14 protein-coding genes and 1 pseudogene are annotated in these 15,794 nt (G+C 69.6%); 11 read left to right on the top strand and 4 right to left on the bottom strand.

The window, feature by feature from the left end; all coding sequences use genetic code 11:
* Positions 1-9: 9 nt before the first annotated feature.
* Positions 10-441: a 4-oxalocrotonate tautomerase family protein gene (locus ACFWPQ_RS42175; RefSeq protein ID WP_384047508.1), complete on the top strand. Its 432-nt coding sequence runs from the start codon at positions 10-12 to the stop codon at positions 439-441.
* Entirely contained in the window at positions 434-1,462 is a 1,029-nt protein-coding gene (locus ACFWPQ_RS42170) for a zinc-binding dehydrogenase (RefSeq protein WP_384047505.1), read from the top strand. Before ACFWPQ_RS42175 ends, ACFWPQ_RS42170 begins: the two co-directional genes overlap by 8 nt.
* A 348-nt stretch (positions 1,463-1,810) precedes the next feature.
* Here ACFWPQ_RS42170 and ACFWPQ_RS42165 read toward each other — a convergent pair whose 3' ends face one another.
* Entirely contained in the window at positions 1,811-2,608 is a 798-nt protein-coding gene (locus ACFWPQ_RS42165) for a sensor histidine kinase (RefSeq protein ID WP_384047502.1), read from the bottom strand.
* Between ACFWPQ_RS42165 and ACFWPQ_RS42160 the strand changes: the two genes are divergently transcribed.
* Positions 2,601-2,738: a hypothetical protein gene (locus ACFWPQ_RS42160; RefSeq protein WP_384047499.1), complete on the top strand. Its 138-nt coding sequence runs from the start codon at positions 2,601-2,603 to the stop codon at positions 2,736-2,738. The genes ACFWPQ_RS42165 and ACFWPQ_RS42160 overlap by 8 nt on opposite strands.
* Positions 2,739-2,815: 77 nt before the next feature.
* On the opposite strand, the gene ACFWPQ_RS42155 is transcribed toward ACFWPQ_RS42160, so the two are convergent.
* On the bottom strand, positions 2,816-3,511 hold the full coding sequence (locus ACFWPQ_RS42155; RefSeq protein ID WP_384047496.1) for a GntR family transcriptional regulator: 696 nt from the start codon (positions 3,509-3,511) through the stop codon (positions 2,816-2,818).
* Positions 3,512-3,992: 481 nt separating this feature from the next.
* On the opposite strand from ACFWPQ_RS42155, the gene ACFWPQ_RS42150 reads away from it, so the two are divergent.
* The 5 genes from ACFWPQ_RS42150 to ACFWPQ_RS42130 all read left to right on the top strand — a co-directional run bounded on the left by ACFWPQ_RS42150 (position 3,993) and on the right by ACFWPQ_RS42130 (position 10,802).
* Positions 3,993-4,910 (top strand): flavin reductase, encoded by a 918-nt coding sequence (locus ACFWPQ_RS42150; RefSeq protein ID WP_384047493.1) that lies wholly within the window; start codon positions 3,993-3,995, stop codon positions 4,908-4,910.
* A gap of 32 nt (positions 4,911-4,942) precedes the next feature.
* On the top strand, positions 4,943-6,370 hold the full coding sequence (locus ACFWPQ_RS42145) for a purine-cytosine permease family protein (RefSeq protein WP_384047490.1): 1,428 nt from the start codon (positions 4,943-4,945) through the stop codon (positions 6,368-6,370).
* 497 nt (positions 6,371-6,867) lie between these two features.
* Positions 6,868-7,509 (top strand): hypothetical protein, encoded by a 642-nt coding sequence (locus ACFWPQ_RS42140; protein ID WP_384047487.1) that lies wholly within the window; start codon positions 6,868-6,870, stop codon positions 7,507-7,509.
* Positions 7,510-7,716: 207 nt separating this feature from the next.
* A complete protein-coding gene (locus ACFWPQ_RS42135) occupies positions 7,717-8,466 on the top strand; it encodes a glycine betaine ABC transporter substrate-binding protein (RefSeq protein WP_384047484.1) in 750 nt (249 codons plus the stop codon).
* Positions 8,467-8,765: 299 nt separating this feature from the next.
* Positions 8,766-10,802, top strand: a complete 2,037-nt coding sequence (locus ACFWPQ_RS42130; RefSeq protein WP_384047481.1) for an alginate lyase family protein — start codon at positions 8,766-8,768, stop codon at positions 10,800-10,802.
* Positions 10,803-11,030: 228 nt separating this feature from the next.
* Here ACFWPQ_RS42130 and ACFWPQ_RS42125 read toward each other — a convergent pair.
* Positions 11,031-11,405 (bottom strand): annotated as a pseudogene (locus ACFWPQ_RS42125) (MarR family winged helix-turn-helix transcriptional regulator); the annotation flags it as partial.
* A 37-nt stretch (positions 11,406-11,442) separates the two neighbouring features.
* Between ACFWPQ_RS42125 and ACFWPQ_RS42120 the strand changes: the two are divergent.
* From ACFWPQ_RS42120 to ACFWPQ_RS42110, 3 genes are all read left to right on the top strand, one after another.
* Positions 11,443-11,811 (top strand): VOC family protein, encoded by a 369-nt coding sequence (locus tag ACFWPQ_RS42120; protein ID WP_384047478.1) that lies wholly within the window; start codon positions 11,443-11,445, stop codon positions 11,809-11,811.
* A 313-nt stretch (positions 11,812-12,124) separates the two neighbouring features.
* Positions 12,125-13,627: a metallophosphoesterase family protein gene (locus ACFWPQ_RS42115; RefSeq protein WP_384047475.1), complete on the top strand. Its 1,503-nt coding sequence runs from the start codon at positions 12,125-12,127 to the stop codon at positions 13,625-13,627.
* A 77-nt stretch (positions 13,628-13,704) separates the two neighbouring features.
* A complete protein-coding gene (locus ACFWPQ_RS42110; protein ID WP_384047472.1) occupies positions 13,705-14,739 on the top strand; it encodes an LLM class flavin-dependent oxidoreductase in 1,035 nt (344 codons plus the stop codon).
* 1 nt (position 14,740) lies between these two features.
* Here the strand turns inward: ACFWPQ_RS42110 and ACFWPQ_RS42105 are convergent, their stop codons facing one another.
* Positions 14,741-15,700 (bottom strand): TauD/TfdA dioxygenase family protein, encoded by a 960-nt coding sequence (locus ACFWPQ_RS42105; RefSeq protein WP_384047469.1) that lies wholly within the window; start codon positions 15,698-15,700, stop codon positions 14,741-14,743.
* Positions 15,701-15,794: the final 94 nt, after the last annotated feature.

Here is a 15,794-nt window from a genome sequence, read left to right as displayed (position 1 = left end):
GAGAGGGTCATGCCGATGATCCGGCTCACCGTCCCGCCCGGTTCCCTGACCGAGGAAGGACGCAGGACCGTCCAGCAGGACCTGGCCGCCGTCCTACTGCGCTGGGAGGGAGCGCCCGACACCGCGTTCTTCCGCGCCCAGGCATGGAGTTACCTCGTCGAGCTGCCCGAAGGAGCGCAGATCACGGCCGAGGACGACACGCCGCGCTTCCTGGTGGACGTGACCGTGCCCCACGGTGCGCTGTCCGAGCGGCGCAAGGCCGGTCTGGTGGAGGACGCCACCAGGACCGTCCTGGGGGCCGCCGGGTTGTCCGCGGACGAAGCCCTGAGGGTGTGGGTGCTGGTGCACGAGCAGCCGGACGGCACCTGGGGTGCGGGCGGCTCCGTCATCCGCTACGCCGACCTGGTGGCCCTGGCGAAGGGGCAGAAGGCTGATGCGTGAACTGACCTACGTCGCCCGGAACACCGTCGAGTGGCGCGAGGCACCCGACCTCACGGTTCGGTCAGGTCAGGAGGCGATCGTCGCGCCGGTGGCCGCCACCTCCTGCGACGTCGACGCCATGATCCTCGCGGGCCAGGGCTTTATCGACCCGCCCTTCGCCCTCGGTCACGAGTGCGTGGCCCGGGTTGTCGACGTCGGCGGCACAGTGAGGTCCGTGGTTCCTGGCGACCTGGTGGTCGTCCCCTGGTCCATCAACTGCGGCACCTGTGATCACTGCCGCGCCGGGCTCACCGCCCACTGCACCGCCGTACCCCACATGGCGATGTACGGCGCTCCGCTCGGCGGCAGCTGGGGCGGGCTCTTCTCCGACCTGGTCCGTGTGCCGTACGCGGACGCCATGCTGGTTCCGCTGCCGGACGGCCTGGACCCGGTCGCCATGGCCTCGGCCAGCGACAACTGGTCGCTGGCCTGGCGGCTGGTCGCTCCCCACCTGAAGAACAAGCCGGGAGCCCGTGTCCTGGTCGTCGCCCGCGGCAGCATCGGCCTCTACGTCTGCGACATCGCCCGCGCGCTTGGCGCCTCCGACGTGCTGTACGTCGATCCGGACCCGGAGCACCGAGAGATCGCCCGCGGTTACGGGGCGGCCACCGCCGAAACCCTGGAGCCGATCCCGCACGGCTTCGACCTCGCCGTGGAAGCGACGGGGCGCGTCGACCAGCTCGCCCTCGCCCTCAAGTGCCTGGTTCCGGAAGGGTTCTGCGAGTCCGCCGGCAACCACTTCCGACCCGGCGAGCTGCCCCTGCTCGACATGTATCTCACCGGCGTCACGATGCGCATCGCCCGCGACAACGTCCGGGGCCACATTCCCGACGCCCTCGATCTGGCACTCTCGGGCAAGGTCGACCCCGCACGGGTCGTCTCCCATGTCATCGATTGGGAGGACCTGCCCGAAGCGCTGCCCGAGCGCCGCCTCAAGCCCGTCTTCGTACGGGCCGACACCACGTCCCACGCGCCCGGCTGATGCCCCGGCCGAACCATGCACCGGCGCCCGGCGTACCCCGGAATCCCCATGAAGTGTCTGTTTTCATCCGACACCCTGCGCGGTGTCGCCCACACGGTACGGGGACTCGTCGCGCAACTGACGGGACGCCGCCGGGCGCGTGCGGAATCCCCGAGGCGGCCGACTTCCCGGGCGGGACACGTGTGTACGGCCCCGTCACCGGCGCCGGGAGTCCGCTCGCACCACCGATGAGTGTGACTCGGACGGCGGGGCCGTATGAGCGCCACAGCCGGACGAACTGATGGGCTCGGCGCGCGTCCCACGTGGGCGGCCGGATCGTCACCGAGGCCGATGCGATGAGGTCGCTGGTCACCGGCAGGGTGTCGGCGCGGCCGAAGCGTCCTCTGCTGCGGGGAGGGTGAGGACGAGGCACGCCCCCGAGCCCGTCGGCTGAAGCGCCAGAACGAGTCGGCCGACTTGACGGGTCGCCAGATCACGGGCGATGGCGAGGCCGAGACCGGTGCCGTGCGCCGCACGCGTGCGGGATTCGTCCAGGCGAGTGAATCGCTCGAATATCCGTTCCCGATCCGTCGCCGGGACGCCGATTCCGTCATCGCGGACGGTGCACACGACCGAAGGACACCTGGCCCGGTCCCGGGCCACGGTCAGCAGTACTCGGCCGGCGGCGTGGCGCATGGCGTTGTCGAGCAGGTTCCGCAGGATCCGTTCGACGTCGCCGGGGGCCGCGAACACCGTCGCGGTGTCCGGTCCGTCGGCCAGGAGATCCACCCTCGGGGAGCCGCCGGTGAGCTCCTTGTACTCCTCACCGAGCCGGCTCGCCAGTGCCGCCAGATCGATCCGTTCCGCGGGGGCCGCGGGAGCACCCGCGTCGAGCCGGGCGAGCAGCAGCAGTTCCTCCGCCAGGCCGCTCAGCCGCCGTGCCTGCCGGAGGGCCGAGGACACGACAGCGGGCCAGTCGGTCCGGTCGGGGTAGACGACGGCCACCTCCAGTCCCGCGAGCAGGGTGGCGAGCGGGCTGCGCAGTTCGTGCGCGGCGGCCGCGACGAACCGTCGCTGCGCGGCGGCCGCTTCCTCCAGCCGCTGCAGAGTGGCGTTGATGGTCAACGCCAGTTCCGCCACCTCGTCACCGGTGTCGGGTATGTCCACCCGTTCACGGGGGTCCGTCGCGGTCACCGACGCGGTGCGTACCCTGATCGCCTCGACCGCGAGGGCGATGATCGTCAGGCGCCGGTGGCCCGCTCTCGCCGGCGACCGGCCCGCCGAGCAGGGCGAGTAGTGCCTGGAGACGGCCCGTCGTTGGCACGTGCATCACGGATCCCGGCGCGGGCCGCCGGACTCCGGCGGAGGGTCCCTTCAGCTCTGCTGCCGGCGTTCGTCCATCCCTGCCAGCAGTGCCTGGTGGCTGCGCCGGACGTGTTCGCGCATGACACGTTCGGCACCGTCGCCGTCCTTGGCGAGGATCAGGTCGAGCACGTGGTGGTGTTCGTGGTCGGACTCGCTGAGGCGGCCCGGCTGGGACAGCGAGGTGCGGACCAGCCGTGCGTAGGCGAGCTGGTTCATCAGGGTGCGGTAGTGCGCCTCCAGCTTGGTGTTGTCGGCTCCCGCGACGATCAGGTCGTGGAAGTCGTGGACGAGCCGCGCGTACCGTTCGGCATCGCCCGCGCGCACCGCCTCGTCCGCCTCGCGCATGTTGTCCTCGAGGTGGCCCACCTCGGGCACGTTCCCCCGGAAAGCGAGCAGCCGGGCCGCCGCGCCCTCCAGCAGCTCCTTCATCTGGAAGAGCTCGGTGATCTCCCGTCGCGAGGGGACCGCGACGAAGGTGCCGACCCGCGGCCGTACCTCCACCAGCCCCTCGATCTGCAACTGCTTGAGAGCCTCGCGGATCGGAGTCCGGCTGACCCCGAACGTCTCCGACAGCGCCATCTCGGACAGGCTGGACCGCGGCGGCAGCTCGCCGGTGATGATCATCTGGCGTAGCTCTTCGGCGACCCGGGCCTGCATGCTGGTCTGCTGCAGTGGTTTCCGAACACGTCCTTTGGGATGTTGCATGGTACGTGAAGGTAATGTGCCGGGTGCGCTGCGTCAACCGCTGGACATGGCACTAGTGCTGCCATGCAAGCTTCCCGGCCACGAGCGCAGGTGGAAAGGGCAGCGGTCGGTTCCTCGCCTGTGTTGACCCACACGCTCTTCAGCCATGTGCCCTCCTGGATGACCTCGGTGGCGTGCCCGGCACCCGTTCCGTCGCCCTGGGAGCCGGACCGAGGGCGGACGCGCCGAGCCGACCGGGCGCTCCGAGATTACGGAATGACGTGAACCGCATAGAATGTCCCTTTCGCTTCGGCTCTGCCATGCAAGCGAGGCTAGGAGTGTGGATCGGACCAGTCAAGGGTTCACCTCGTCGAAACAAGCATGACCTGTGTATTTGACGCGCCCACCTGGATGGATCGGGCTTTTGTGTCGAGGGTGTTGACACGGTAGTGCGGTGTACTTACCGTCCTCTGCCATGCAAGAGCTGACCGATAGGACGGCTATGACCCACACTCTTGACCGCACCTCCCTCCTCCGCTTCGCCTGGCGGGCCGCCTGGGACCAGGGGAGGGTCGACGCCCTGGACGATCTCCTCAGTCCCACCTACGTCCGCCGCCGCGGGCCCGCCGGCGCCACCCAGAACCGCGACCAGTTCAAGGACTCCATCCATGCGGTGCGGCAGGCCTTCCCCGATCTGCGCACCGAGATCGAGGAGGTCGTCGAGGACGGCGACCGGCTGGCGGTCCGCTGGCGCAGCACCGGACGCCACACCGGCCCGTTCCTCGGCGTGCCGCCCACCAGGAGGCCCGTCGAGGTGTCGGGCGCGACCTTCGCCCGCTTCGACGGGCCGGCCGTCGTCGAGGAGTGGGTGACCTTCGACTCCCGTCAGATGCTCGAAGCGCTCGGGATCATCACCACCGCGCCGCAGGCCGCCGTCGATCCGGACCTGGTGCGCGGGGTGCACCGCAAGTTCACCACCGGCGTCACCGTGGTCACCACGGACGACGACGGCATGCCCCGCGGGCTGGCCTGCAACGCCTTCTCCAGCATCTCCCTGGATCCGCCGATGGTGCTGGTCTGTGTCCAGCGCGGCTCCGCCACCCATCCCGCCCTGCACCGGGCGAGCCATCTGGGCATCAGCGTCCTCGCCGCCGACCAGCTCGACGTCGCGAAGGTCTTCGCTGCGAAGGGTGACGACAAGTTCGCCCGGATCTCCTGGACGCCTGGTGCTTTCGGCGCCCCGCTGATCGACGGCTCCTGCGCCCAGCTGGAAGTGGAGATCGGCGAGCGCCTGGAGGCAGGCAGCCACACCGTGTTCACCGGCCGGGTGGTCTCCGCCCGCCACGACGACCTCGCCCCGCTGGTCTACGGCGGCGGCGGCTTCTTCGACATCTCGCACACGGCGCCGTTGCCGTGGTGACCTTCCTCCCATAGCAAGAGCAGGAGCACCGCATGACAGATGGAACGCCGGCGCCGGTGTACGGCAGCGCGGTCACGAAGGTCGAGCCGTTCGGTGTCGACCACATCCCCGACAACGAGCGTCACGGCAGGCCCAGTTCGCAGTTCTTCGTCTGGTTCGCCGCCGGCCTCAACTTCCCGATCATCCTGCTCGGCTTCAGCGCGGCCTGGTTCGGACTGAGCTTCGCCTCCGCCGTCACCGCCATCGTGACCGGCGCCGCACTCGGCTCCGTCCTGATGGGCGTCATGTCCCGGATGGGCGTACGCCTCGGCGTGCCCCAGCAGATCCAGGCCCGCGGCCCCCTCGGCTTCTTCGGCAACTTCCTGCCCGTCGCCTACATCAACGTCTTCGCCGGCATCGGCTGGGCAGCCGTCACCGTCATCCTCGGCGGCAAGGCCATCGCCGAACTCACCCACCTGCCCTACTGGCTGTGCGCGGCCGCCCTCACCGCCGTCGAACTGGTCGTGTCCATCTACGGCTACAACATGATCAACTACCTGCAGAAGGTCCTCACCTACGTCCTCACCCCCCTGTTCCTGCTGATCACCGTGGTCGCCGTGATACGCGGCGGCAGCTTCTTCCACGCCGACCCGCACGCCTCCGGATACATCGGCGCCACCGGCGGCTGGATCACCTTCGGCGGCTGGTTCCTCTCCTTCCTCGTCGCCTGGGCCCCCTTCGCCTCCGACTACTCCCGCTACCTCCCCGACACCCCCCAGGTCATCACCCGCACCGCCTGGTACACCGGACTCGGCAACTTCGTCACCATCTGCTGGCTCGGCATCCTCGGCGTCATCGTGGGCGGCAGCGCCACCAGCTCCGACTCCATCACCGCCCTCCACGAACTCGCCGGCCCCTTCGCCGTCCCCGCCCTCATCGCCGTCGGCCTCTCCGCCCTCGCCCAGAACTTCCTCAACGTCTACGGCGGCGCCATCTCCGTCCAGACCCTCAAGATCCCCGTCACCCGCGCCCAGGCCGTCACCGCCATCTGCCTCCTCGCCTACACCATCAGCCTGTGGGGCAACTCCGGCACCGAAGCCAAGTTCAAGGTCTTCCTCAACCTCACCGCCTACTTCATCGCCCCCTTCGCCGCCGTCCTCCTCCTCGACTACTACCTCGCCGGCCGCTCCGACCCCACCCGCATCGCCGAACTCTACGACCGCCACCGCATCCTCGACTGGGGCTTCATCGCCTGGGCCGGCGGCGTCGCCGCCTCCGTCCCCTTCTGGCAGTCCAGCTTCTACACCGGCCCCTTCTCCAAGGCATATCCCGGCGCCGGAGACCTCAGCATGTTCATCGCCGCAGCCGCCGGCACCCTCCTCTACCTCCTCACCTACCGACTCAAACCCCTCTGGACACGCGACGGCGCAGCCTCACCTGTGCCGTCCACCCAGAGCCCAACGGCCTTCACAGGGTCCTGACCGGGAGCCTGTCGAGCACACAACCATCTCTTATCAGTGAAGAAGAGTTACCGGGGTCTTTCCTTTAGGGAAAGACCCCGGTAACTCGTTTTACCCACCTCTGCATGGCCGCCCACTGAGGCATCAGGAAACCAAAGCAGACCAACCCTGCCGATGCGTGACGGGAGTTGTTCAGCCCTGCGACCTGGTTGCTGAACAATCCCGCTCTCCCCAGGCTGGTCCCGCAGCGGAACGCCGCACGCCCAGACTCCGGGCAGGCGACAGTCCTGGGCACGCGAAAAGGGGCGGCCCCTCACACGCGGGGAACCAGCCGATTTCGACGGACCATAAGTCCGAGCAGCATCACCGGCGGACCGGTCGAATTCAATTCGATCAGTTCACCCACTTTTAATTCCCGCTTCACCCGGCAGTCCCAAACCGTCCGGGACGGACTGCCGGCATCAATGGCCAGTCAACTGGCCGCACACTTCCGGCATCCACCTCATTGGAGTGAGTCGATGCAATTCGTGCGCAACAAGAGAAGCTCTGCCAAGGGTGCCCTGCGCGCCGCGGGCGTGGTCGGTGCCCTCGCCCTGGGAGCCTCTCTCATGGCGGTCCCGCAGTCCTACGCCGACAGCAGCCCCAGCGTGTCGGAGCTCCTGAACGCCTGCAGCTGGGCCGATCTGTGCCAGTTCCACCCGCAGAGCTACACGGCCTACGTCGGTCCCAAGCACCAGGTCGGCACCACCGCCTACAACTGCGCGAGCCAGACCAACCAGCACCGGATCGACTGGTCGGACACGACCGGTGCCACCAACTCGGTCGGCGTCTCGATCAGCGCGAGCGTGAAGTTCTGGGAGGTCTACGAGGCCTCGGTCACCGCGTCCTACGGCCACACGTGGGAGTCGTCGCACACCACCACCGAGAGCGACACCGTCAACATCCCGTCCGGCTACAAGGGCTGGATCGAGCGCGGCACCAGCAAGCAGCAGGCCACGGGCTGGTACGAGATCCACTTCGGCAAGCGCTACTACGGCCACTACTACTGGTACATCAACAACTACAAGTCCTCCGCCTTCAACACCGACAACCCCAACGGCGGTTACGTCAACTTCAAGGACGCGAAGATGTCGTCGTCCGAGCGCAGCGCGCACTGCTGAGTTCTCCCCCGATCCGCGGGCGGCGCGCCTCGACACTCTGCCGAGGAGCGTCGCCCGCCCCGTCAGAAGTGGTCCGCAGTGATCTCAGGAATCCGCCTCCGGCTTCTCGCCGCGACAGCAGCAGCCTGCTCCCTGGTGCTCACCGGCTGCTCCAACGTGAACCCAACCGGTCCTCAGGCCGGTTCCGCGGACGGCCCGGGACCGATCGTGATCGGCACCGACACCTCCGCCGGCAGCCGCGTCGTGGCGGCGCTCTACGACGAGCTCCTGACCAGGGCGGGAGCCACCGTGCGGATGACGCACACCCGTTATACGAGCGCCGCCGACACCGCTCGGGCCGTCACGACGGGCCGGCTCGGTCTCGCACCGGCGTACGAGACCACCGCCCTCCGTGCCCTGCGGGCCACTCAGTTCGTGTCCGGCGACATGGCGGCGACCCTGAGCATGGCCCTGCCCCCGGGGGTCATCGCCCTCTCCCCGGCGAAGGCGCAGCGCGGTCTGGTCCTCGCGGTCACCCGGGCCACCGCCCGCAAGCGCACCCTGCACACGCTCGCCGACCTGGCCGGGGTCCATGGCCGTCTCACCCTCGGCGGCCCCGCCGCCCACGACACGGACGCGCCCTCCACCGCCGAACTCCACCAGGCCTACGGCGCCGACCTCACCGCGACCGGTACGTCGACGACTGCCGACGTGCTCGTCCTGCACGGTACCGATCCCGCGCTGACCCGCGACAACCTGGTCGTCCTGACGGATCCGAAGGGTGTCGTACCGCCCGAACACGTCTTCCCGCTGATCGCCGCCTCCTACGCGGACCTGACCGCCAGAAAGGCGCTGGCTCGACTCAACTCGCGACTCACTACACAGCAGTTGACCATCCTGACCGCCTCCGTCGCCGATGGCGTGTCCCCCACGCGTGCGGCAGACGGCTGGCTGCGCGACAACGGCCTGCTCCCCTGAGGACATCCACCGGGATCCGCAAACGCCCCGCGGCGGCAGAACCCGACCGTGGGACTGCATCCGGGCGTCCCGTCCCTACGGATGCGCTCGTCGCAGCACCAGTTGGCGGATTCAAACAGGTCCACCGAGCACTGAAAGTTTCATGGGCCGCCGGCAGTTGCCAAAGCGACCTGCGCATCCATGATCATGGAACTCTCCGCAGGACAGCGGGTATCGAGTGAGAGAGCGCGACGGTGCTTCACATACAGAACAGGCGCGGGCACAGGGCGTCGAAGCGGGTGCGGCGGGTTCTGACGACGGTGGCTGCCGTCGTCGGAGCGGGAGCGGTGGCTCTCGGCGGAGCCGTGGCCTGGGCCGGGCTCAGCACCACGGACGGCACGTCCAAGTCGACGAAGGCCACGTCGACGGTGGACGTGGCACCGGCGCGGTTCAGCCACCCTGGCATCACTTTCGACAAGGCCGATCTGGCCGGGCTGAAGCACAACGTCAAGCGAGCCCCGTGGAAGGGCGCCTACGCGTCGCTGCTGTCGGACTCCCGCTCGTCCCTCTCGTACACCATGCAGGGCCCGTACGCGGAGGTGGGCCGTAACCCGGACGTGCACCGGGGCGCGTACGAGAACGACATGCAGGCCGTCTACAACCTCACCCTGCGGGGCTACATCTCGGGCGACAGCGCGTACAGCGCGAAGGCGACGAAGATCATGACGGCCTGGTGCGCGACCCAGACGAAGTGGTCGGGCGCGGAGGCGGCCTTCACCATCGGCGACTACTCGATCCTGGGCATCGCCGCCGCCGACACCCTGCGCGGCACGTACTCGGGCTGGACCAAGGCGGACACCCGCCTCTGCCAGAAGAACTTCAACGACGTCTACTGGCCCCAGCTCGGTGTCGGCCTTGGAGCCAACGGCGCCGGCAGCCACCTGCTGAACGCCAACCAGGGCTCGTTGCAGCTCCAGGGCGCCATGGCGATCGCCGTCTTCGACGACGACCGGGTGAAGTTCGGCGAGGTGGTCGACGCCTATCTCACCGAGCCGATGGGCGGACTGTCCGACACGCTGCCCAACGGCGAGGTGGGTGACACCGGGCGCGACGGCGGCCACGCGTACGGCCAGTGGATGCACCTCGCCGCGGTCGCCGAGACCGCGTGGAAGCAGGGCGTCGACCTCTATTCGGCGAAGGGCGACCGGCTGTTGAAGGCCGCCGAGTACTTCAGCCGCTACAACCTCGGCGGCAACCCCGAGTTCACCCGCTTCGGCTCCGGCTACGCCCTCTATTCCAGCATCGCCTCCGACGACGACGGCACCCGCTGGGTGTCCAACGCCGGTGCTCCTGGCCTGGACCTCGTCTACAACGCCTACGTGGTGCGCATGCATCGCACGGCGCCCTACACCGCGCGGCTGCGCGCGAAGGTCGGCCAGATCGCCAACTCCATGATCTACGACCGCACCGGCGACGCCTCCCGCGCCACCCGGACCCCCACCGCCTGGACCGCGCCCACGGCTTCGCAAGCCGTCAACACACCGAAGAGCGCGGACGTCGGCAATGTCGGCTCCCCTGGCAGCACCACCCACCGAGACGGCTCGTGGACGCTCACGAGCTACGGCCAGGACCAGACCTCCGGCTACCACTACGCCTACCGCACCGTGACCGGGGACGCGACCCTGATCGCCCATGTGGCGTCCGCAATCGGTGGGACGGACCACTCCGAGACAGGTCTGATGATCCGGTCAGCCGTGAACACCAGCAGCGACGTCCCCTACGTCTTCCAGCGCCTGCTCGGCGACGGCAGCGTGGAGACCGAATGGGGGTCCAAGGGCACGGGCAACTCCTGGAGCCATTGGGACAACCTGCCCGACGTGAAGGCCCCGTACTGGCTCAAGATCGTCCGTCGCGGCAGCTACGTCTACACCTACACCTCGCCCACCGGCGCCAACTGGTCGCCCAACGCCAGCGTGCTGCTCACCGGACTGCCCGACACCGTCCGCCTCGGCCTCGCCGTGGCCTCCGGCTCCACCACCGAACCCACCACCGCCGTCTTCGACCACGTCAAGCTGGGCACCGCTGCAGTCAGCAGCCCCGCAGCGCCGAACCGGCCGACGGCCACGAAAACCTCCGGCCGCATCACCCTCCATTGGAAGGCCGCCGCGCGCGCCGTGAGCTATACCGTTCTGCGCGCCACCGGCAATGGCGCCTACAAGGTGGTGGCCGAAGACCTGATCGGTACCCGGTACACCGACACCACCACGCGCTCCGGCATCACCTACCGCTACACCGTGCGAGCCGCCGGCTACTCCGGCTACGGCCCGAAGTCCCGCACAGTCGCAGTCACCCGGTGACCGCGACTGGTCGCTGATCCCCACCGTCACAGCAAGAACGGAACTCACATGGCCAAGAGACGCGTCCACCGGGCCCAGCTTGGCGACCGAACCCAAGGGGCAAGAGGGGCTCATCGCGACAGAGGGTGCAGTCGGGGTCTGTTGGTTTTCGAGGTCGCCGACACGGCTTTCAGGCTCGGCCGCACTCCTGTCCGAAGCGTGACGAGACGTGCGCCGCGGAACGAGCTGTGCACCTGCGTTGTCACCGCGCAGTGAATGGATCATGCTCTGCAGAATCCGGAACGCGGCTGACTGCTCGGTCCCGGTCAGGCCGGCCAGCATTCTGGCCTCGCCGGACCGGACGGCTGCGCTCGCCTTCTCCAGGCTACTGCGGCCGCGAGGCGTGAGCCGCGCGGGAAGCACCTTCCCGACGGGTGCCTCCGCGGGCCTGGCCACGTAGCCGTCCCGCTCCAGGGCCTGGAGCAGTACGTTCATCGTCTGCCGTGTCACGAACGCGCCCCGCGCGAGCTCGGAGTTCGACAAGCCCGGTCGTTGCACCAGGAGTTCGAGGCAGGAGTAGTGCGTCACGCTCATCCCGAGCGGCCGCTGCACCTCCTCCCACGCATGTCAGGAAATTGACACGAAAGGAAGGAGTGTCGTCATGCCCGCCACCGGCCCCGACTTCATCTCGCTCCAAGTGCGCGACCTCGACGCCTCGCAGGCGTTCTACGAGCAGTACCTGGGCCTCGTCCGCTCGCCGGCCGGACCTGCGCACGCCGTCGTCTTCGAGACGAAGCCGATCGCGTTCGCACTCCGCGACGTCGTTCCCGGCACCGACCTCGCATCCGTCGCCCAGCCCGGCATCGGTGCCGCGATCTGGCTCCACGCCACAGGCGTCCAGGCCATTCACGACGCTCTCGTCGCCGACGGCCGGACCGTCGTCTCCGCGCCGATCGACGGCCCGTTCGGCCGGACCTTCACCTTCGCCGACCCCGACGGCTACCAGGTCACCCTCCACGACCGCACCTGATCGACCAAACGCCACCGGACGATCACCAAGGGCTGCGCCCCAAGCTCGTGCGTGACTCCATCTTCTGCCCTGCCGGCCTGACGACGTTCCGCCGGCCGGATGACCTCGGCTTGGAAGTGGTCGGCCAACAGGTGCAACCCGACGACGCCGTGTTGCTCAGTCGAGTGGTCGCCCCTGACGACTGGTGCCATGCCTGCGGCTGTCCGGAGGGGCCGCGCGACAGCGTGCCGCGCCGACCGGCGCACGTCCCGCTCGGCCTGTCCCGTCGAACCCCCGCGCCACAGCCGTCCGTTGATCGTTGTACGGTTCCCGCGTGTCTGACTCCTCACGCGAGACCGCAGAAGGCGCCGGCTGGGGCGAGGCCGAGCGCGGCGCCTACCGCCAACTGATGCCGGACCATGTCGAGAAGCTGTTCTGGTTCGACCCGAGGACCATGTGGGCCGCCCGCAACGGGGTGCTGGCGTCCTGGTTCGGCGATCCGACCGGCCGCACCCGCAGCCGTTGGGTGGCACAGCAGGCCTCCGCCGGGGCACCCGGCGACAAGGTGATCCGGCGGCCGGAGGCGGACCGGTTCTCGTTCATGGTGATCGGCGACACCGGCGAGGGGGACGACTCCCAGTACGCCGTCGTGCCGGGCTTCCTGAAGGCCGGTGAGGACACCGACTTCGCGGTGATCGCGAGCGACGTCATCTATCCGGTCGGGACCACCGACGACTACGGCACCAAGTTCTTCCGGCCGTACCAGGACTATCCGGCGCCGATCTACGCGATACCCGGAAACCACGACTGGTACGAGGATCTCGGCGCGTTCATGCGCGTCTTCTGCGACGACGCCCCGCCGCTCCCGGCCGAGCCGCGGCCCCGCCCGCTGACCCGCGCCTGGTGGCGCGCCCTGCTGTGGCACCGGCCGCGCCCGGCCGACGAGCAACTCCTCGCGCAGGCACGGAAGTTGCGGTCAGCGCCGAGACAGACGGCCGTGCAGCCGGGCCCGTACTGGGCCATTGACGCCGGGCCGGTGCGGATCGTCGGTATCGACACCGGGCTGCTCGGCACCGTCGACGCCGAACAGGGCGCCTGGCTGCGCGAGGTGTCCCGGGGGCCGCGCCCCAAGATCCTCATCACCGGCTCCCCGCTGTACGTGGACGGCGAGCACCACCCGTGCCCGATCGAGGGCGGCGGCACCGTCGACGACATCGTGCGCGACCCGGCCCACCACTATGTGGCGGCGATCGGCGGCGACATACACAACTACCAGCGCTACCCCGTCGACGTGGACGGGCGCACCGTCCAGTACGTGGTCGCGGGCGGCGGCGGTGCCTTCATGCACGCCACCCACACCATCCCGCCGGTGTCGATCGCGAACGTCTCCGAGGACGACTTCCGCTGCTACCCGTTGCGCGGCGACTCCCTGGCCTTCTACAGCCGGCTGTACGGCCGCAGACTGCACCTCCGCCGCTTCTTCACGCTCAGCGAGGCCGAGGCCACGGCCGTGATCGCCGAGCGGCTCGGCATCAGGACCGGCCGTGCGCCCGGCCCGGACACCCGGGTCACCCGCCGCGCCCGCCTGGTCGCGAGCCTGCTCGGCGCCGGCAGCCGCCCGGACCGCGGCTCCCGCTTCCGGCTGCCCGTGAAGAAGATCTACACCCAGCTGTTCTCCCCGGGCTCGGTCACCTACAGCCCGCCGTTCTTCAAGTGCTTCCTGCGCCTCGACGTCAGCCCGGAGGCGGTGCGGCTGCGCTGCTTCGCCGCCACCGGCAACCGCCCCCAGGAGCTGGACCCGCCGGTCGAGGACGAGATCATCATCCCCCTGACCTGATCCGCGGCTGATCACACTCCCGCAATGTTCGGGTGTCACAATCGGGGCAGAACTGACGTACGACCGCTGGAGGACCCGTGCCGTCCACCCCTCGCCCGCTGCGCAGACTGGGCTTCCTCACCATCGGCCTGTTCGACGGCGCGGAGCCGGGCCGGGGGCACGAGTCCACGTTGGAGATCATCGAGCTGGGCGAGCGGCTGGGCTTCGACAGCGCCTGGGTGCGCCACCGGCATCTCCAGTACGGCATCTCGTCCCCGGTCGCCGTCCTCGCGGCGGCCTCGCAGCGCACCAGCCGGATCGAGCTGGGCACCGCGGTGATCCCGCTGGGCTGGGAGAACCCGCTGCGGCTGGCCGAGGACCTGGCAACCGTCGACATCCTCTCCGGCGGCCGCCTCAACCCCGGTGTGAGCGTGGGCCCGCCGATGCACTACGAGCAGGTCAGGGAGGCCCTCTACCCGGACACGGCCGATGTCGAGGACTTCAGCTACGAACGGGTGCGGCGGCTCCTGGACTTCGTCCGGGGCAAGCCGGCCACCGACTTCAGCGGGGTCGAGGGCTTCGAGGTCTTCTCCGATGTCGTCCAGCCGCACTCGGCGGGTCTCGGGCGCCGGCTCTGGTACGGCGGCGGCAGTCTCGGCTCGGCGCGCTGGGCCGGCGAGCACGCCATGAACTTCCTGACGAGCAGTGTCGTCAGGGCCGTGGAGCCGGAAGGGCCGTACGACTTCGCGGAGATCCAGCGCTCGCACATCCGCGAGTTCCGCGCCCACCACCCCGACGGCGAGGCGGCCCGGGTCTCCCAGGGCCTGGTCGTCATCCCGACCGACTCCGCGACGCCCGAGCAGCGCGCCAGGTACGAGACGTACGCCGCCAAGCGGCTGCCCCGTACCACCACCCCGCAGGGTCCGGGGCGGCTGCTGTTCGCCCCGGACATCGTCGGTACCTCGGCGGAGATCGTCGAGCGGCTGCACGCGCACGCCGGGTTCCGCGAGGTCGACGAGGTGGCCTTCGCGCTGCCGTTCACGTTCGAGCACGAGGACTACGTCCAGATCCTCACGGACCTGGCGACCCACCTGGGCCCGGCGCTCGGCTGGCGCCCGGGAACCGCCGTCTGAGTCACCAACGGCGCACCTCCGTCCCGGTGACCGGCTCCGACGGCTTGCCGTCCACCCCGACCGGCACCTCGCCGTGCAGCATCACCCGGTGCATGACGCGCGGAAAGCCGAGGTGGGCGTTGTCGCTGGGCGCGAGGTGGATGGTGGCCCGGTTGTCCCAGAAGGCGACGCTGTCGGGCTCCCAGCGGAAGCGGACCGTGTACTCGGGCCGTACGGCCTGTTCGAGCAGCATCTCCAGGAGTGCGGCGCTCTCCGGACGGGAGACGCCGGCGATCTGCTCGACGTAGTAGCCGTTGACGTACAGCACCCGCTCCCCGCTCACCGGATGGACGCGCACCAGCGGGTGCACCGAGGCCACCTGATGGTCAAGGAGGTGGCGCAGATATGTGTCGTCACCGGGGCGGGGCTGGTAGCCGACGCCGAGGCGGTGTTCGGCGCGGAGGCCGTCGACGAAGGCGCGCACGGGCGCGGAGAGCCCCGCGTAGGCGGCGGCCAGGTTGGCCCAGGTGGTGTCGCCGCCGTACGGCGGGACGGTCTCGGCGCGCAGGACGGTCGCGGCCGGCGGGTCGATCCGTGCCCCGTGGTCGCAGTGCCAGCCGCGCAGCAGGGTGTGCCGGCGCCGCTGGAGCCACTCCTCGTGCTCCATCCCGAACCGGCCGCCGAGCTCCAGCCGGTCGGCGGTGGTCTCCACCTCGGGGAAGCCGGCCGGTGAGGCACTGCCGCGCCGGCCGAGCACGACCGGTTCGCCGAAGCGGCGGGCGAAGGCGACGTGCCCGGCGTGGTCAAGACGCTGGTCCCGGAAGAAAACCACCTTCCACCGCAGCACGGCCTCCCGGATCAGACCGACCAGGGCGTCGTCGAGTTCGCCGGTGAGGTCGACGCCGGTGATCTCGGCCCCGATGTGCCCGGCGACGGGTCTCACCTCGACTGCCGGGTTCCCCGTGCTGCTTTCCGTCGTCATGTGCGCTCCGCTGGTCGTCGGTGATGGCCACTGGAGAAGTACCCCGGCGGGGGGCGCGGTGACGCGTGGGGCACCCACATCCGGATGCACGCGG

The sequence above is a fragment of the Streptomyces sp. NPDC058464 genome (assembly GCF_042721035.1).
Classification (GTDB): Bacteria; Actinomycetota; Actinomycetes; order Streptomycetales; family Streptomycetaceae; genus Streptomyces.
The sequence above is the reverse complement of the archived record's forward strand: the minus strand, read 5'-3'. Positions and strand labels throughout refer to the sequence as shown.